Source organism: Vibrio sp. 10N.286.49.E11 (genome assembly GCF_041469505.1).
Lineage (GTDB): Bacteria > Pseudomonadota > Gammaproteobacteria > Enterobacterales > Vibrionaceae > Vibrio > Vibrio crassostreae_C.
In genome coordinates this window covers 1-17,882 of the sequence record NZ_JBFRKQ010000088.1, presented here as the reverse complement: position 1 = coordinate 17,882, position 17,882 = coordinate 1, and the positions used below count along the sequence as shown (strand labels likewise).

Sequence of the window (17,882 nt, the reverse complement as noted above, 5' to 3'; positions counted from 1 at the left end):
TCTTAAGTGAACGGCATTACTCCCTAGGGAGCCTTTGTTTTTATTCGTACCTTGGTGCAATTGCGAATTATAGCGCAACACCAATGTTACTGACTGGGTCTTCACGCAGTTCGTGGCGTAGGTCTTTGATCAGCTCTAAGTCACGCTCAGTCGTTTCACGTAGAGGTCGGAAAATGGCCCACTGAACGTCCCACTCTTCACACACCGCTTCGTTTTCTTTCTGGTTTTCGTTCGTCACTTCTTCAGCGCCTTGAGCAAACTCAAGCTCAGCAACCGTCTTCACCGATTGTTGACTCACTTTAATTACCGCTTCCAACATATGTTCACGGTCAAGCAGACCATGAATTAGCGTTGCTAGGCCTTGGCATGCGTCCATTGCTGGGTAAACACCATAAAAATCAAAATCATCACCGCTAGGGAATAGCTCTTCAACCTTCTCAAGTTGACGCTCAAAGTTCACCTTTGCTGTTTTAACCGTCAGGATTTCCCAAATGCTATCCAAAACATCACGATAGATTCGAGCTTCCGCAAATTCTGTATTCTCACAAAACATGGCATAGTTAGGGTACATACGCTCACATAGACACGCCATAAAGGTAATTTGTTGCCAAGGTTCTAACTTTTCAAGACGAACCTGCAGTGGATTCTGAAGCATAGTCACTCAATAATTGCAGAAAAAGACAGCGAAAGTGTACTTGATAAACCCTGGGGGGAAAAGGTAAGCCGATGAACAATTTTACGAATAAGCTCTATATTCTTACTGAGCATGACGATACCTATACGCAACTGATTCTAAACCAGGATTTACCCGACCTAGAAATCACTCAAAACCCCAAATCAGCACAGATTGTCTTGGCGTCACCACCTCTAATCGCAGAGCGCCTCGGCGAGTTTAAAGAGCTAGACTGGGTACAGAGTACCTATGCCGGAATCAATAAACTCACTCAGCCAGATCTGCGTCAGGACTATACGCTAACCAACGTCAAAGGCATCTTTGGTCCGGCTATCGCAGAATACGTATTGGGTTACACAATCAGTCACTGTAGACACTTCCCTCATTACCACCAGCATCAACAACAACGAAACTGGCAGCCACAGCTTTATACTAGCCTAACTGACAAAACTATGGTGATTTTAGGAACAGGTTCAATCGGCAGTCATTTGGCAAAAACCGCGGCGGCTTTTGGTATTCATACCATAGGTGTCAACCGTACCGGCATCCCATCCAAACAAGAAACCTTTAAAGAGACTTTCCACATCAATGAGATAGAGGCTGCCCTTAAGCAGGCCGATATTGTGGTCAACACCTTGCCATCAACCGCTGAAACCTATCAGCTGTTGAACCAAACCACGTTAGGTTACTGCTCTAATGTGTTGCTGTTTAATGTCGGTCGAGGGGAAAGCATCGACAATAAAGCCTTGTTGCTCGCCATAAAAAACAGATGGGTAGAACACGCATTTTTAGATGTGTTTGAAAGTGAACCCCTCTCTCAGGAACATCCTTTCTGGAAACTACCGCAAGTCACCATCACTCCACACATCGCTGCACTCAGTGAGCCAAGACAAGTAGTCGAGATCTTCGCAGAGAATTACAAACAGTGGCGAGATGGCTTTACACTTAATCATGTCATCGATTTTGATAAAGGTTACTGATGTCCTCTTCGTTACTTAAAGAGATTCGACAATGCCGAGCTTGTGAGCCTCACCTATCACACGGTGCTAACCCGGTGATTCAAGCGCATCCAAACGCGCGCTTGCTGATCATAGGTCAAGCGCCGGGTATCAAGGTGCATGAGTCGTCGATCCCTTGGAATGACGCGAGTGGCGAACGATTAAGAGGATGGTTAGGGATAGATAGCGATACTTTTTACGACGAGCAAAAAGTCGCGATTGTGCCTATGGGGTTTTGTTATCCGGGGAAAGGGAAAAGTGGTGATCTTCCACCACGCAAAGAGTGCGCGGAGCTTTGGCATAACAAAGTGCTGCAATCTCTACCCAATATTCAAATGACACTGCTGATTGGCCAGTACGCACAAAACCATTACCTAACAAACAAGACCACCAGCACATTGACCGAAACCGTGCGTGATTGGCAAAGGTGGGCGCCTGAGTTTTTGCCATTACCCCACCCTTCGCCACGCAATAATATCTGGCTCAAGAAGAACCCTTGGTTTGAAAGTGAAGTCATTCCTTATATCAGGAAACACATCTCTGAGCATTTGGCCTACCATGATCCAAATACCTAATTAACTGCACACAACAAGATTAAACCGCCATCAAATGCCAATTTCAGGCAATAAAAAAGCGCTGTTGGTTTCCCAACAGCGCTTTCAATAATCTTACTCAGAATTACTTGTGGTAAGGCTTAGACAATTCGTGAACAGCGTCAACGAATACACCAGCGTTCTCTGGCGGTACATCTAAGTGGATACCGTGGCCTAGGTTAAATACATGACCTGTACCACCGTCGCCGAAGCCTTCAAGGATGCTGCCCACTTCTTCGCGAATACGTTCAGGCTGAGCGTAAAGCATTGAAGGATCCATGTTACCTTGCAGAGCAACTTTGTCGCCGATGCGAGCTTTTGCATCTGCGATGTTGATAGTCCAGTCTAGACCAACCGCATCACAACCTGTTGCTGCGATAGACTCAAGCCACATGCCACCGTTCTTAGTGAACAGAGTAACCGGTACTCGACGACCTTCGTTTTCACGGATTAGGCCATCAACGATTTTGTGCATGTATTGCAGTGAGAATAGGTTGTAGTCACGAGGAGTCAGTACACCACCCCATGTATCAAATACCATTACCGATTGAGCACCCGCTTTAATTTGCGCGTTCAGGTATTCGATAACACTGTCAGCCAGCTTATCTAGAAGCAGGTGCAGCGTTTGTGGTTCTGCGTACATCATCTTCTTGATCTTAGTGAATGCTTTAGAGCTTCCACCTTCAACCATGTATGTCGCTAGAGTCCATGGGCTACCAGAGAAACCAATCAGTGGCACTTCGCCTTTCAGGTCTTTACGGATCTGACGAACCGCATTCATTACGTATTGAAGCTCGCCTTCTGGATCAGGTAGGCCAATCTTCTCTACGTCAGCTTTACACGTGATAGGACGCTCAAACTTAGGACCTTCACCTGTTTCAAAGTACAAACCTAAGCCCATTGCATCAGGGATAGTTAGGATGTCTGAGAACAAGATTGCCGCATCAAGCGGGAAACGACGTAAAGGTTGAAGTGTTACTTCTGATGCCAGTTCCGCGTTTTTGCACAAAGACATGAAATCGCCCGCTTCAGCGCGCGTTGCTTTGTATTCAGGAAGATAGCGGCCAGCTTGGCGCATCATCCATACCGGTGTGTAATCAACAGGCTGTTTTAAAAGTGCGCGTAAATAGCGATCGTTTTTTAATTCGGTCATTCCGTTAAATTCCAATTCAATCTTGTCTAGTTTTGATGGCAAGTATTCTAACACTGATTGAAGGGTAAAAGCTGTGTGCTTTGCAACCTAGATCAAGTTATTAACTTTTAAATCAATGCTTAATTTGCACCCAATTACGGGAGCATGTTAAAAATTTGTTCGCTAGCGAAAATTACAATTATAACATCTGAGTAGTCACTACTCAGCATCTCATAACGACATCTTACTTACCCCCTCCACTTGTGGAGGGTTTTTTTTTAGCTTTTGACCACCCATAGGCCAAATACTATCACAGGCAAATTAGTGCTCTAGCATCTGCTCCGTCACACCATCTTTTATCACGTCATCAACGGTTTTCTCAATCAACTGTCTCGCAATAGTTCCAACAGGAGCAACATCAGGCAGGCTTGTTACGTCAAACCATTGAGCATCCGATAGCTCGCTGTAGTCAGGCTTGAGCGTACCACCAGCATAATCTGCGAGAAAGCCCATCATCATACTCGATGGAAACGCCCATGGCTGGCTGCCAAAATAACGAATATTATCGACATCGATACCCGTTTCTTCTTTGACTTCTCTTGCCACACACTGCTCTAAGGTCTCTCCAACCTCTAGGAAGCCCGCTATCACGGTATACATGCCTGTTTTATGTCTTGGGTGCTGCGCAAGCAATATCTTGTTGTCGTTTCGCACAGCGACAATGATGCACGGGAAGATACGAGGATAATGAAGTGTGCGGCAATCTCCACACTGCATCGCCACCTGGTTATGGTTGAGATGATTTCGACCACCACACTGAGGGCAAAAACGCATACTTTGAGTCATATGCCCATATTGGATGGCTTTGCTTGCAGTCAAGAAACTCACTTCAGGCCAGTGCAGTAACTCTCTTAGGCTGACCATGCTCAGCTCATTCTCCACATCACAATCGTTGAGCCAATACACCTGGCGACCTTGATGCTGACCAATACAGATTGCATGCTCCACACTCAGCCCAAGCTCTTCAGCAGAGCCAAACGGAAACTGATCATTATTAACCCAAATATCACTACCAGAAACGACGCACCAATAAGCTTGCTCTGTCATTTTGTTATCACTTTTTTTTAACATCCCTATGCCTCATTGCTTGCAGTTCGTTCATTTTACTGGCAATCTAATTTCATACTAGAGTTGTAGCAGAGAATAATTCAAACTATTACTTTTAGTAGCTACCAATAAAATGGACCCTGCTTAGGCAATTACTTGATCACAAGGTTGTGATCAGATCATGAGGACATGGTCATGCTAAATAAATTCAAACAAGTACAAGAACAATGGGGTGGCTCTAATGAGGTCATCGATCATTGGCTCGAAACTCGACAGTCTCTAATCGTTGAGTATTGTAAGCTAGGTGCCTTGCAGCCAGCTAGCAACGGGCAATCAAACGTTGTTGAACTCCCTTCCCCTAAAGAAATAAGCTCATTCTGTGATCATGTTGTCGATTATATCTCAGAGGGTCATTTTAAGATCTACGATATGGTCATGAAAAAATGGCAAGCAACAGGCTTTAAAACCAATGACGAGATTGATACAACTTACGCGAAGATCGTACTTACAACCGAGCCGCTTCTAGAATTCAATGATAAGTACGTTAAAGTAAATGCAGACGATGAGTTGCCTAACTTCGAAGGAGATATGTCCAAAGTAGGTGAACTACTCGAACTACGTTTTGAAGTAGAAGATAATCTTATCCAGCTTATTGCAGACAGTTTAGCGATTCCACCAGGCGCTTAGTTAGCCGAATCCTTAATAAGCTTGCCTCTGTGCAAGCTTTTTGTTTTGTCTGTAAGGTTATCCAAACTACCCAGAACCTTTCAGACAGAGCTTACTCGCTCGCCCTGACCTTTAGCCATAAGCATATGGTTACAGCCCTAATCAGCCTAGTCATCTCTACCCTTTATCTTACTGGCCTCAAAGAGCACTCTTCAGGACATAAATCCAACCTCACCAGCTAGATAAGCACACCTATCACTTTATAAGTCATAGCTAAATACCAATACGCCAGATACAAAAAAGGCACCCGAAGGTGCCTTTTTCTTATCTCTTAGAGACTACTCGTAGAGCTTACTCTTCTGAAGAGAAACCAGCGTTTAGAAGTGCTGCTAGATTGTCAGTAGCTTGTTCAGCTGAAGGACCTTCTTGCTCTTCTTCACGTTGTTTTTGACGCTCTTGGTGGTATGCGAAACCAGTACCAGCTGGGATCAGACGACCAACAATTACGTTCTCTTTCAGACCACGAAGGTCATCACGCTTACCAGAAACCGCAGCTTCTGTTAGTACGCGAGTCGTTTCTTGGAACGATGCTGCTGAGATGAATGACTCAGTTGCAAGAGATGCTTTAGTAATACCTAGTAGGTCACGTTCGAAACGTACTAGTTCTTTACCTTCAGCTTCTAGCTTACGGTTAGCAATCTTAACATTGTGGTACTCAACTTGTTCGCCAGGTAGGAACGGAGAGTCACCAGAATGAGTGATTGTACACTTACGTAGCATTTGACGAACGATAGTCTCGATGTGCTTATCGTTAATCTTTACGCCTTGTAAGCGGTAAACTTCTTGAACTTCGTTCGCGATGTACTGAGTTACTGCGTGGATACCACGTAGACGCAGGATATCGTGTGGAGTTTCAGGACCGTCGGCGATTACATCACCACGTTCAATCTTCTCACCTTCGAACACGTTCAATTGACGATGCTTAGGAATCATCTCTTCGTAAGCGTCACCGCCTTCACGAGTGATTACTAGACGACGCTTACCTTTCGTTTCTTTACCGAAAGACACAGTACCTGTGTGCTCAGCAAGGATCGCAGGCTCTTTAGGCTTACGAGCTTCGAATAGGTCAGCTACGCGTGGTAGACCACCGGTGATATCTTTGTTTCCGCTCGATTTTTGAGGGATACGAGATAGTGTGTCACCAATGCCAACTTCAGCGCCATCTTCGATGTTTACAATCGCTTTGCCAGGTAGGAAGTAGTGAGCTGGCATCTCTGTACCAGGGATCATTACGTCGTTACCTTGCTCATCAACAAGTTTGATAGCTGGACGCATATCTTTACCTGCTGCTGGGCGAGCTGCTGCGTCTGTAACTTCACTTGAAGAAAGACCCGTTAGATCGTCAGTTTGACGAGAAACTGTAATACCATCGATCATATCTACGAATTGGATACGACCTGCCACTTCAGTGATGATTGGCATGGTATGCGCTTCCCAGTTAGCTACAACTTCACCAGCAGTAACTGCTGCGTTGTCGCCTTTGGTTAGCATCGAACCGTAAGGAAGTTTGTGCTTCTCTTTAGTACGGCCGAATTCATCAATAATCGTCATCTCAGATGCACGAGAAGTGATAACCAGTTTCTTATCTTTGTTAACTACGAACTTAGCATTGTGAAGTTTCACAGTACCAGTTGTCTTAGCTTGGATGCTGTTCTCTGCTGCTGCAGTAGATGCCGCACCACCGATGTGGAACGTACGCATCGTTAGCTGTGTACCCGGTTCACCGATAGATTGTGCAGCGATAACACCAACTGCTTCACCTTGGTTCACTAGGTGACCACGTGCTAGGTCACGACCGTAACACTGTGCACAACAACCGAAGTCTGCATCACAGGTAACAACAGAGCGCACTTTCATGCTATCTACTGAGTTGTCTTCCATGATTTGACACCACTTCTCATCAATCAGAGTATTACGTGGAATCAGTACATCTTCAGTACCAGGCTTAAGAACGTCTTCAGCTACTACACGACCTAGAGCAAGCTCAGAAAGTGCAACTTTAACGTCACCACCTTCGATGTGAGGCATCATGTCGATACCTTCATGCGTGCCACAGTCATGTTCGTGTACTACAACGTCTTGAGCAACGTCTACTAGACGACGAGTTAGGTAACCCGAGTTTGCTGTTTTCAGTGCTGTATCCGCAAGACCCTTACGAGCACCGTGCGTTGAGATAAAGTACTGAAGGACGTTTAGACCTTCTTTAAAGTTCGCTGTGATCGGCGTTTCGATGATTGAACCATCTGGACGCGCCATCAGACCACGCATACCTGCTAGCTGACGAATCTGAGCTGCAGAACCACGTGCGCCCGAGTCGGCCATCATGTAGATGCTGTTGAACGATTCTTGCTGTTCTTCTTCGCCGTCACGGTTGATAACTGTTTCAGAAGATAGGTTATCCATCATTGCTTTCGCAACGCGGTCATTCGTAGATGCCCAGATATCGATAACTTTGTTGTAACGCTCACCCGCAGTAACAAGACCAGATTGGAATTGCTCTTGGATTTCGCGAACTTCTTCTTCAGCAGATTCAATTTCATCGTATTTCGCTTGAGGTACAACCATATCGTCGATACCTACAGAAACACCAGAAAGTGCAGCGTATGCAAAACCTGCGTACATGATTTGGTCAGCAAATACTACTGTATCTTTTAGACCAAGCTTACGGTAACACTCGTTAAGAAGAGTAGAGATCTGCTTCTTACCTAACTTTTGGTTAACGATGCTGTACGGTAGGCCAGCTGGAACGATTTGCCATAGCATTGCACGGCCGACAGTTGTATCAACCATCTTCGTTTCAGTAGTGCTGTTACCATCTTCGTCTACTACAGTTTCGGTGATACGTACTTTAACGCGAGCGTGTAGCTCAGCAGTCTTAGTACGGTATGCCTTTTCAGCCTCAGCAGGGCCAGCAAGGTACATACCTTCGCCTTTCACGTTGATCTTGTCACGTGTCATGTAGTAAAGACCCAATACAACGTCCTGAGAAGGTACGATGATCGGATCACCTGACGCTGGCGACAGAATGTTATTCGTCGACATCATCAGTGTACGTGCTTCAAGCTGTGCTTCTAGAGTTAGAGGCACGTGTACCGCCATTTGGTCACCATCGAAGTCGGCGTTGTATGCCGCACACACTAGTGGGTGAAGCTGAATCGCTTTACCTTCGATTAGTACTGGTTCAAACGCTTGGATACCTAGACGGTGAAGTGTAGGTGCACGGTTAAGCAGTACTGGGTGTTCGCGGATTACTTCGTCCAGGATATCCCAAACGATAGCTTCTTCGCGCTCTACCATCTTCTTAGCAGCTTTGATTGTCGTAGCCATGCCACGAGTTTCTAGCTTGCTGTAGATGAACGGCTTAAATAGCTCAAGTGCCATCTTCTTAGGAAGACCACACTGATGTAGACGAAGGTATGGACCTACTGTGATTACAGAACGGCCAGAGTAGTCTACACGTTTACCTAGAAGGTTCTGACGGAAACGACCTTGTTTACCCTTGATCATATCAGCAAGAGATTTCAGAGGACGCTTGTTAGAACCAGTGATAGCACGACCACGACGACCGTTATCTAGAAGTGCATCAACAGACTCTTGCAGCATACGCTTTTCGTTACGTACGATGATGTCCGGAGCAGCTAGCTCTAGAAGACGCTTCAAACGGTTGTTACGGTTGATCACACGACGGTAAAGGTCGTTCAGATCTGAAGTCGCAAAACGACCGCCATCTAGTGGTACTAGAGGACGTAGATCTGGCGGCAGAACCGGAAGTACAGTCAGAATCATCCATTGCGGATCGTTACCCGATGCAATGAACGCTTCAACTAGCTTCAGGCGCTTAGTAACTTTTTTACGCTTAGTTTCTGAGTTAGTTGTTTCTAACTCTTCGCGCATTTCTTCCACTTCTTGATGAAGGTCCATTGTTGCAAGCAGATCTTTGATCGCTTCAGCACCCATCTTAGCAGTGAATTCGTCACCCCACTCTTCTAGACGATCCAGATACTCTTCTTCAGTAAGCATCTGAGATTTTTCTAGATCAGTCATACCTGGTTCAGTTACTACGTACATCTCGAAGTAAAGAACACGTTCGATATCACGTAGAGGGATATCCATTAGTAGACCGATACGAGACGGTAGTGATTTTAGGAACCAGATGTGAGCAACTGGTGAAGCTAGCTCGATGTGGCCCATACGGTCACGACGAACTTTAGTTTGTGTAACTTCAACGCCACACTTCTCACAGATAACACCACGGTGCTTCAGGCGCTTGTATTTGCCACAAAGACATTCGTAGTCTTTAACTGGACCAAAAATACGTGCACAGAACAGACCATCACGTTCAGGTTTGAACGTACGATAGTTAATTGTTTCCGGCTTTTTAACTTCACCAAAAGACCATGAACGGATCATGTCTGGTGAAGATAGACCGATTTTGATTGCATCAAATTCTTCGGTCTTATGCTGTGCTTTTAGAAAGTTTAATAAGTCTTTCACATTCAGCTCCTGTAAGGAGTTAAAGGAGCTCACTGCTGTAGCAAGCTCCCTTTTACCAAATAATCCTATCTTCTTTTAAAAAGAGGAGGGATTACTCTTCGTCTTCTAGCTCGATGTTGATACCTAGCGAGCGAATCTCTTTCAACAGTACGTTGAACGACTCAGGCATACCAGGTTCCATGCTATGGTTACCGTCTACGATGTTCTTATACATCTTAGTACGGCCGTTAACGTCATCTGACTTAACTGTTAGCATTTCTTGTAGAGTATATGCAGCACCGTATGCTTCTAGTGCCCATACTTCCATCTCACCGAAACGCTGACCACCGAACTGAGCTTTACCACCAAGTGGTTGCTGAGTTACTAGGCTGTAAGAACCAGTTGAACGAGCATGCATCTTGTCATCAACCAAGTGGTTCAGTTTCAGCATGTACATGTAACCAACAGTTACAGGACGCTCAAACGAATCACCAGTACGACCATCAAACAGTTTAAGCTGACCAGATTCTGGCAGATCACCCAGTTTAAGTAGTTCTTTGATTAGAGACTCAGAAGCACCGTCGAACACAGGAGTAGCAATCGGTAGACCGCCACGTAGGTTCTTGATCAGTGTACGAACTTGATCATCAGACAGTTCAGCAATATCAACTTTCTGACGAGTATCACCAAGATCGTAAACCTTCTGTAGGAACTCACGGAACTTATGCAGTTCTTGTTGTTCCTTAACCATTTGGTTGATCTTGTCACCGATACCTTTCGCAGCCAAACCTAAGTGAACTTCTAGGATCTGACCGATGTTCATACGCGATGGTACACCCAGCGGGTTAAGTACGATGTCTACAGGCTGACCTTTCTCATCGTATGGCATGTCTTCAACAGGGTTAATCTTAGAGATTACACCTTTGTTACCGTGACGACCGGCCATCTTATCACCAGGTTGGATACGACGTTTAACCGCTAGGTAAACTTTAACAATCTTAAGAACGCCAGGCGCTAGATCATCACCTTGAGTGATTTTACGACGCTTAGTTTCAAACTTCTTATCGAAGTCTGCTTTTAGCTCATCCCACTGCTCAGCAAGTTGCTCAAGCTGTGTTTGTAGCGCATCGTCTTCTAGAACTTGCTCTAGCCATTGCTTACGACCGATAGTATCAAGCTTAGCTTCAGAGTAACCACCAGACAGAAGTACAGCTTTAACACGGTTAAGAAGGCCACCCTCAAGAATTTGGAACTCTTCAGTTAGGTCTTTCTTAGCTTCTTTAAGCTGCATCTGTTCGATTTCAAGTGCACGCTTGTCTTTCTCTACGCCATCGCGAGTGAAGACTTGTACATCGATGATAGTACCCGAAACAGAGTTTGGTACACGTAGAGAAGTATCTTTAACATCAGATGCTTTCTCACCGAAGATAGCACGTAGTAGCTTCTCTTCAGGAGTCAGTTGAGTTTCACCTTTAGGGGTTACTTTACCAACTAGGATGTCGCCACCCTTAACTTCAGCACCAATGTAAACGATACCTGACTCGTCTAGTTTAGACAGAGCAGACTCACCTACGTTTGGAATATCAGCTGTGATCTCTTCAGAACCCAGCTTAGTATCACGAGCCACACAAGATAGTTCTTGGATGTGGATTGTCGTGAAACGGTCTTCTTGAACTACGCGCTCAGATACTAAGATCGAGTCTTCGAAGTTGTAACCGTTCCAAGGCATGAATGCGATACGCATGTTTTGGCCAAGAGCTAGTTCACCAAGGTCTGTTGAAGGACCATCAGCAAGAACATCGCCGCGTGCAACTGGTTCACCAGGAAGTACAGTTGGACGTTGGTTAATACATGTGTTTTGGTTCGAACGCGTGTACTTAGTTAGGTTGTAGATATCGATACCAGCTTCGCCAGGTACCAATTCATCTTCGTTAACCTTAACTACGATACGAGAAGCGTCTACAGACTGAACTTGACCACCACGTTTAGCAACCGCTGTAACACCAGAGTCAACTGCGATGTTACGTTCGATACCTGTACCTACTAGAGGCTTATCAGCCTTAAGTGTTGGTACAGCTTGACGTTGCATGTTGGCACCCATCAATGCACGGTTCGCATCATCGTGTTCTAGGAACGGGATAAGCGAAGCAGCGATAGATACTACTTGGTTTGTCGCAACGTCCATGTAGTCAACGTGATCGCGTGGGTGAAGACCAGATTCACCTTTTTGACGAGCTGTGATTAGCTCATCTGCAAACGTACCTTCTTCAGTAAGAATGGTGTTTGCTTGCGCGATTACGAATTGACCTTCCTGGATTGCAGACAGGTAATCAACTTCTTCTGTTACTACACCATCTACTACACGACGGTACGGAGTTTCTAGGAAACCGTAATCGTTACAACGTGCAAACGCAGATAGTGAGTTAATTAGACCGATGTTTGGACCTTCAGGCGTTTCGATCGGACATAGACGACCATAGTGAGTTACGTGAACGTCACGTACTTCGAAGCCTGCGCGCTCACGAGTAAGACCACCAGGACCTAAAGCAGAGATACGACGTTTGTGCGTAACTTCTGACAATGGGTTGTTTTGGTCCATGAACTGTGAAAGCTGTGAAGAGCCAAAGAATTCTTTAACTGCAGCAGAGATCGGCTTAGCGTTGATAAGATCTTGAGGCATGATTGCATCAAGGTCACCAAGGCTTAGGCGCTCTTTAACGGCACGTTCTACACGAACTAGACCAACACGGAATTGGTTTTCTGCCATTTCACCTACAGAACGGATACGACGGTTGCCAAGGTGGTCGATATCGTCCACTTCACCAATACCGTTACGGATACCAATCAGTTTCTTCATCACTTCGATGATGTCTGATTCATCCAGAGTACCGCGCTCTTCTTCTTCTTCACGCTCGATAGAGCTGTTGAACTTCATACGGCCTACAGTTGATAGGTCGTAACGTTCTTCAGAGAAGAATAGGCTTTCGAATAGAGACTCTGCAGCTTCTTTCGTTGGTGGCTCGCCAGGACGCATCATGCGGTAGATTTCTACCAATGCAGAGATGCGATCTACTGTGCTATCTGCACGTAGAGTGTCTGACATGAATGGACCGTGATCTAGGTCATTCGTGAACAGAGTTTGTAGAGCCTTGTGGCCTGCTTGAGACAGGTTAGCAAGAGCTTCTAGGCTAATCTCTTGGTTCGCGCCAACGATGATCTCGCCAGTTGCTTCGTTGATGTAATCTTTAGATGCAACTTTACCAACGATGTACTCTACTGGTACTTCGATGTGCTCAACGCCATCTTTTTCAAGTTGACGGATATGGCGAGCAGTAACACGACGACCAGTCTCAACGTAAGTTTTACCGTTTGCTTCGATGTCGAATGACGCAGTTTCACCACGTAGACGATCAGGAACCAACTCCATAAGAAGAGTTTGGTCTTTCACTTCGAAGTTCACTTTGTCGAAGAACAGATCAAGGATCTCTTCAGTCGATTTACCAAGTGCACGAAGAATAATCGATGCTGGTAGCTTACGACGACGGTCGATACGTACGAATAAGTTATCCTTAGGATCGAACTCAAAGTCTAACCATGAGCCACGGTAAGGAATTACACGTGCGTTATAAAGAACTTTACCTGATGAGTGGGTCTTACCCTTATCACTGTCGAAGAACACGCCTGGGCTTCGGTGCAGCTGGGATACGATAACCCTCTCGGTACCATTAATTACGAAAGTACCATTGTCTGTCATAAGCGGAATTTCGCCCATGTAGACTTCTTGTTCTTTAATGTCTTTTACAGTACCTGCTGGTGCATCTCGATCAAAGATAACTAGACGTAGTTTTACGCGTAGTGGCTTTGAGTAAGTAACACCGCGGATTTGACATTCTTTAACGTCAAAAACTGGCTCACCAAGACGGTAGCTAACGTATTGCAGCTCAGAATTGCCGTTGTAGCTCTGAATTGGAAATACAGAACGGAAAGCAGCTTCAAGACCGTATTGACCTTCTGGATCCTGTTCGATGAATTTGTCGAAAGAATCAAGCTGGATCGATAACAGGTATGGAATGTCCAAAACTTGTGGACGAGTACCAAAATCCTTACGGATGCGCTTTTTCTCGGTATAAGAGTAAACCATGGGGTTCCTCAGCTCGCTGATAAGTGACCCAAACCACCCAAAACACTCTTCAGAGGGGGTGGTGACAAACAGCTGTTTAGTGGTAGTGAACAATCATTTCGAAAAAATGACTGTTTTTTTGCTCGGATTATGACGGTTAAACAGCGGAAATTTCGCCATAGCCCTACAGCGCAAAAAGGCCGGTGGTTAATAAACCACCAGCCATTAGCCTTGCGGCTATGAAATTAAGTAATAATTACTTGATTTCAACAGAAGCGCCAGCTTCTTCTAGCTGTGCTTTAAGAGCTTCAGCTTCAGCTTTGTCAACGCCTTCTTTAAGCGCTGCAGGAGCTGAGTCTACAAGACCTTTAGCTTCTTTAAGACCTAGGCCAGTTGCGCCACGTACAGCTTTGATAACTTGTACTTTGTTAGCGCCAGCAGCAGTTAGGATTACGTCGAATTCAGTTTGCTCAGCAGCAGCGTCGCCGCCAGCTGCGCCACCAGCTACAACTGCAGCTGCAGCTGAAACGCCGAATTTCTCTTCCATAGCTTCGATAAGCTCAACAACTTGCATTACAGACATTTCTGCAACTGCGTCTAGGATTTGCTCGTTAGTAATAGACATAACAATTCTCTTTTAAGTCAACAATAAGTTTAATTTGCAACCAGTGAAAAGCAAGGCTTAAGCCGCTGCTTCTTCTTTTTGGTCACGTAGTGCAGCGATAGTACGAACCAGCTTGCCAGCAGAAGCTTCTTTCATGCACATCATTAGGCGTGCGATAGCTTCGTCGTAAGTTGGTAGTGTCGCTAGTACTTCAGCATCAGTAACTGCGCCTTCAAATGCAGCAGCTTTGATCTCGAAATCTTTGTTCTCTTTAGCGAAGTCTTTGAAAAGACGCGCTGCAGCACCTGGGTGCTCGTTAGAGAACGCGATCAGAGTTGGACCAGTGAAAGTGTCTACTAGACACTCGTAGTCTGTACCCTGAACCGCACGGCGTGCTAGTGTGTTACGAACAACTTTCATGTAAACACCCGCTTCGCGAGCTTGTTTACGTAGAGAAGTCATTGCGCCAACTTCAACGCCACGAGAATCAGCTACAACTGCAGAAAGTGCACCACTGGCAGCTTCGTTGACTTCAGCAACAATTGCTTTTTTGTCTTGAAGATTTAAAGCCATTTGGATTAACCTCTGGTTGTGATTACAGCACCCAATACAAAATGTATTGAGCGTTTACGATGTTATTTAAAAATGAATAAATCCACTTCAAACCACAACATCGCCTACGTAGGTTTTATTAAGCTATCAATAATCTAATGAAAATCGACAGCGCCTACGGTCTTGGGATAGATGATTTCAAATTGCTTTAAAACCACCCAACCACAAATATTAGGCGCAGAATTATACACTAAATCTGCGCCTAAGCAAATTAGTTTGCTTGAGTATCAAGACTAGCTTGATCAACAGCAACACCAGCACCCATCGTAGTAGAGATGCTTACTTTCTTCAGGTAAGTACCCTTAGCTGAAGAAGGCTTAGCTTTCTTAAGAGCAACTAGAAGTGCTTCTAGGTTCTCTTGAAGCTGGCTAGCTTCGAAAGATGCTTTACCGATAGTAGTGTGGATGATGCCGTTCTTGTCGTTACGGTAACGAACCTGACCAGCTTTAGCGTTCTTAACCGCTTCAGCAACGTTAGGAGTTACAGTACCAACTTTAGGGTTTGGCATAAGGCCGCGTGGACCTAGGATTGTACCTAGTTGACCAACAACACGCATTGCATCTGGAGAAGCAACAACTACGTCGAAGTTCATTTCGCCTTTTTTCACTTGCTCAGCAAGATCTTCCATACCAACGATATCTGCGCCAGCAGCTTTAGCAGCTTCTGCGTTTGCACCTTGAGTGAAAACAGCAACGCGGATGTCACGGCCAGTACCGTGAGGTAGCACAGTTGCGCCACGAACGTTTTGGTCAGATTTACGAGCATCGATGCCTAGGTTAACAGCAACGTCTACAGACTCAACGAATTTAGCAGTCGCTAGTTCTTTTAGAAGAGCAACAGCTTCGTTGATTTCGTATTCTTTAGTTGAGTCAACTTTGTCGCGGATTACGCGCATACGCTTAGTAAGTTTAGCCATGATCTTATCCCTCTACCACTAGGCCCATTGAACGAGCAGTACCAGCAATAGAACGTTTCATTGCTTCGATGTCAGCACCAGTCATATCAGCAGCTTTAGTTTCTGCGATTTCCTGAACTTGAGCGTCAGTAACAGTACCAACTTTCTCAGTGTTTGGACGACCTGAACCAGACTTAACGCCAGCAGCTTTCTTAAGAAGAACAGCAGCAGGTGGAGTCTTAGTTACGAACGTGAAAGAACGGTCGTTGTAAACAGTAATAACTACTGGAGTAGGTAGACCTTTCTCAACAGATTCTGTTTTTGCGTTGAACGCTTTACAGAATTCCATGATGTTCACGCCGTGCTGACCTAGAGCAGGACCAACCGGTGGACTTGGGTTTGCCATACCAGCTGCAACTTGCAGTTTGATATAAGCTTCAACTTTCTTAGCCATGATATTTCCTAATATTTTGGGTACATGCGCTAGCCGCAAGGCGAGCTCCCCATAAATTCAATTAACTCTTTTTCACTTCCACAGAAGCAAAAAGGCGCGAAATTATAATCATAATTCGCGCCTTTAACAACCCTAAAAAGGTGATTTTTTATACTCTTTTATTTTGAACAACTTATGAAGTATTTATCCACAGCTTGTTCAAAACTTAGAGTTTTAGTCCAGTTTTTCAACCTGACCAAATTCAAGCTCAACCGGTGTTGCACGACCAAAGATCGATACAGATACCTTAATGCGGCTTTTCTCGTAATCTACTTCTTCAACAGTACCGTTGAAGTCAGCAAATGGACCATCGTTCACACGAACCACTTCACCCGCTTCGAACATTGTCTTAGGACGTGGAGACTCGCTCGCTTTCTCTAGACGGTTCAAGATAGCATCAGCTTCTTTATCAGTGATTGGTGCAGGACGATCAGAGGTACCACCAATGAAGCCCATAACACGCGGAATGCTGCGTACTAAGTGCCATGATTCATCATTCATGATCATTTGAACTAATACGTAGCCAGGGAAGAATTTACGTTCACTTTTACGGCGTTGTCCTGCACGCATTTCCACTACTTCTTCAGTAGGTACTAGCACATCGCCAAATAGTTCTTCCATGTTGTGCATTTTAATATGCTCGCGTAGCGACTGTGCAACACGACCTTCAAAGCCAGAAAAGGCTTGAACTACATACCAACGTTTTTTTGGAGCTTCACTCATGAATCAGAACCCTCTACACCCCAGTTGCTAGAGAAACTAGACGGACCATAATGCCGTCAATTCCCCAAAGCACTAGAGACATAACAATACATACAGCTAAAACGATCAATGTAGTTTGCATAGTTTCTTGGCGAGTAGGCCAAACAACTTTACGAATCTCCATACGAGATTCTTTTGCAAAATCGATCGCAGCTTTACCTTTAGTTGTTGTTGCTGCAACGCCTAGTGCGGCAGCAATCAGCACAACTACACCTGCAGCGCGAATTACAACAGACAATTCACCATACAGGTAATTACCCACAACAGCAGCAGCCAACAGAACAAAAGCGACAATCCACTTCATTGTATCTGCTGCACCTGAGCTATCAGGAGTTTCAGCGTTTGCTTTCATAAAACCAACCTGTGATAAGTCTTAAATATAGACGACAATAACCCCGCTGTTGCAGGGCACATTCCTTTGCGTTGCAAAACAACACATCTAACAGTCATTTTAGTCAAAAAGACCGTTTAATTCTTTGCTAAGAGCAAAAATCGATGTCAAAACATCCAACTCTTTTTTTAGCGCAGAAAAAGGGCATCAAATGATGCCCTTTTTACTAGTGGTTCGTCAAATCTTATGCAAAGATTTTAGCTACAACACCAGCACCAACTGTACGGCCACCTTCGCGGATTGCGAAACGTAGACCTTCGTCCATTGCGATTGGAGCGATTAGCTCAACAGTCATTTGAACGT

Annotated in this window: 14 protein-coding genes and 1 pseudogene; 3 read left to right on the top strand and 12 right to left on the bottom strand. The window is 45.0% G+C overall.

Annotated elements, in window-relative coordinates; all coding sequences use genetic code 11:
* Positions 1-67: 67 nt before the first annotated feature.
* Positions 68-655, bottom strand: a complete 588-nt coding sequence (locus tag AB4167_RS19715) for a YjaG family protein (RefSeq protein ID WP_017062699.1) — start codon at positions 653-655, stop codon at positions 68-70.
* A gap of 71 nt (positions 656-726) precedes the next feature.
* Here AB4167_RS19715 and AB4167_RS19710 point away from each other — a divergent pair, with 71 nt between their 5' ends.
* Both AB4167_RS19710 and AB4167_RS19705 read left to right on the top strand, forming a co-directional pair.
* The gene (locus AB4167_RS19710) at positions 727-1,653 is read left to right on the top strand and encodes a D-2-hydroxyacid dehydrogenase (RefSeq protein ID WP_017063654.1); all 927 of its coding nucleotides are present in this window, start codon (positions 727-729) and stop codon (positions 1,651-1,653) included.
* The gene (locus tag AB4167_RS19705; RefSeq protein WP_017065640.1) at positions 1,653-2,246 is read left to right on the top strand and encodes a uracil-DNA glycosylase family protein; all 594 of its coding nucleotides are present in this window, start codon (positions 1,653-1,655) and stop codon (positions 2,244-2,246) included. The genes AB4167_RS19710 and AB4167_RS19705 overlap by 1 nt, the downstream gene beginning before the upstream one ends.
* A gap of 103 nt (positions 2,247-2,349) precedes the next feature.
* Here the strand turns inward: AB4167_RS19705 and hemE are convergent, their stop codons facing one another.
* Together hemE and nudC are read right to left on the bottom strand one after the other, a co-directional pair.
* Positions 2,350-3,417: a uroporphyrinogen decarboxylase gene (gene hemE / locus AB4167_RS19700; protein WP_017060530.1), complete on the bottom strand. Its 1,068-nt coding sequence runs from the start codon at positions 3,415-3,417 to the stop codon at positions 2,350-2,352.
* A 300-nt stretch (positions 3,418-3,717) separates the two neighbouring features.
* Positions 3,718-4,527: an NAD(+) diphosphatase gene (nudC, locus tag AB4167_RS19695; protein ID WP_372136918.1), complete on the bottom strand. Its 810-nt coding sequence runs from the start codon at positions 4,525-4,527 to the stop codon at positions 3,718-3,720.
* A 165-nt stretch (positions 4,528-4,692) separates the two neighbouring features.
* On the opposite strand from nudC, the gene rsd reads away from it, so the two are divergent.
* Entirely contained in the window at positions 4,693-5,190 is a 498-nt protein-coding gene (rsd, locus tag AB4167_RS19690; RefSeq protein ID WP_171732696.1) for a sigma D regulator, read from the top strand.
* Positions 5,191-5,520: 330 nt separating this feature from the next.
* Here the strand turns inward: rsd and rpoC are convergent, their stop codons facing one another.
* The 9 genes and pseudogenes from rpoC to AB4167_RS19645 form a co-directional block, all read right to left on the bottom strand.
* A complete protein-coding gene (gene rpoC, locus AB4167_RS19685) occupies positions 5,521-9,723 on the bottom strand; it encodes a DNA-directed RNA polymerase subunit beta' (protein ID WP_017068865.1) in 4,203 nt (1,400 codons plus the stop codon).
* Positions 9,724-9,814: 91 nt separating this feature from the next.
* Positions 9,815-13,843: a DNA-directed RNA polymerase subunit beta gene (rpoB, locus tag AB4167_RS19680; protein WP_017060526.1), complete on the bottom strand. Its 4,029-nt coding sequence runs from the start codon at positions 13,841-13,843 to the stop codon at positions 9,815-9,817.
* 235 nt (positions 13,844-14,078) lie between these two features.
* Positions 14,079-14,447: a 50S ribosomal protein L7/L12 gene (gene rplL, locus AB4167_RS19675; RefSeq protein ID WP_017060525.1), complete on the bottom strand. Its 369-nt coding sequence runs from the start codon at positions 14,445-14,447 to the stop codon at positions 14,079-14,081.
* A 57-nt stretch (positions 14,448-14,504) separates the two neighbouring features.
* The gene (gene rplJ / locus AB4167_RS19670; protein WP_017060524.1) at positions 14,505-14,999 is read right to left on the bottom strand and encodes a 50S ribosomal protein L10; all 495 of its coding nucleotides are present in this window, start codon (positions 14,997-14,999) and stop codon (positions 14,505-14,507) included.
* 250 nt (positions 15,000-15,249) lie between these two features.
* Entirely contained in the window at positions 15,250-15,954 is a 705-nt protein-coding gene (gene rplA / locus AB4167_RS19665; RefSeq protein ID WP_017068866.1) for a 50S ribosomal protein L1, read from the bottom strand.
* A gap of 4 nt (positions 15,955-15,958) precedes the next feature.
* On the bottom strand, positions 15,959-16,387 hold the full coding sequence (rplK, locus tag AB4167_RS19660; RefSeq protein ID WP_010435555.1) for a 50S ribosomal protein L11: 429 nt from the start codon (positions 16,385-16,387) through the stop codon (positions 15,959-15,961).
* A 213-nt stretch (positions 16,388-16,600) separates the two neighbouring features.
* Entirely contained in the window at positions 16,601-17,149 is a 549-nt protein-coding gene (nusG, locus tag AB4167_RS19655) for a transcription termination/antitermination protein NusG (RefSeq protein ID WP_010435556.1), read from the bottom strand.
* A 13-nt stretch (positions 17,150-17,162) separates the two neighbouring features.
* Positions 17,163-17,540, bottom strand: a complete 378-nt coding sequence (gene secE, locus AB4167_RS19650) for a preprotein translocase subunit SecE (protein WP_010435558.1) — start codon at positions 17,538-17,540, stop codon at positions 17,163-17,165.
* 223 nt (positions 17,541-17,763) lie between these two features.
* Positions 17,764-17,882: pseudogene (locus AB4167_RS19645) on the bottom strand (elongation factor Tu); the annotation flags it as partial.

Bases quoted from the DNA above. Each gene is read 5' to 3' on its own strand.
- secE (WP_010435558.1), bottom strand. From the start codon at position 17,540: ATGAAAGCAAACGCTGAAACTCCTGATAGCTCAGGTGCAGCAGATACA.
- hemE (WP_017060530.1), bottom strand. From the start codon at position 3,417: ATGACCGAATTAAAAAACGATCGCTATTTACGCGCACTTTTAAAACAG.
- nudC (WP_372136918.1), bottom strand. From the start codon at position 4,527: ATGTTAAAAAAAAGTGATAACAAAATGACAGAGCAAGCTTATTGGTGC.
- nusG (WP_010435556.1), bottom strand. From the start codon at position 17,149: ATGAGTGAAGCTCCAAAAAAACGTTGGTATGTAGTTCAAGCCTTTTCT.
- rsd (WP_171732696.1), top strand. From the start codon at position 4,693: ATGGTCATGCTAAATAAATTCAAACAAGTACAAGAACAATGGGGTGGC.
- AB4167_RS19710 (WP_017063654.1), top strand. From the start codon at position 727: ATGAACAATTTTACGAATAAGCTCTATATTCTTACTGAGCATGACGAT.
- rplJ (WP_017060524.1), bottom strand. From the start codon at position 14,999: ATGGCTTTAAATCTTCAAGACAAAAAAGCAATTGTTGCTGAAGTCAAC.
- rplA (WP_017068866.1), bottom strand. From the start codon at position 15,954: ATGGCTAAACTTACTAAGCGTATGCGCGTAATCCGCGACAAAGTTGAC.
- rplK (WP_010435555.1), bottom strand. From the start codon at position 16,387: ATGGCTAAGAAAGTTGAAGCTTATATCAAACTGCAAGTTGCAGCTGGT.
- rplL (WP_017060525.1), bottom strand. From the start codon at position 14,447: ATGTCTATTACTAACGAGCAAATCCTAGACGCAGTTGCAGAAATGTCT.
- AB4167_RS19715 (WP_017062699.1), bottom strand. From the start codon at position 655: ATGCTTCAGAATCCACTGCAGGTTCGTCTTGAAAAGTTAGAACCTTGG.
- AB4167_RS19705 (WP_017065640.1), top strand. From the start codon at position 1,653: ATGTCCTCTTCGTTACTTAAAGAGATTCGACAATGCCGAGCTTGTGAG.
- rpoB (WP_017060526.1), bottom strand. From the start codon at position 13,843: ATGGTTTACTCTTATACCGAGAAAAAGCGCATCCGTAAGGATTTTGGT.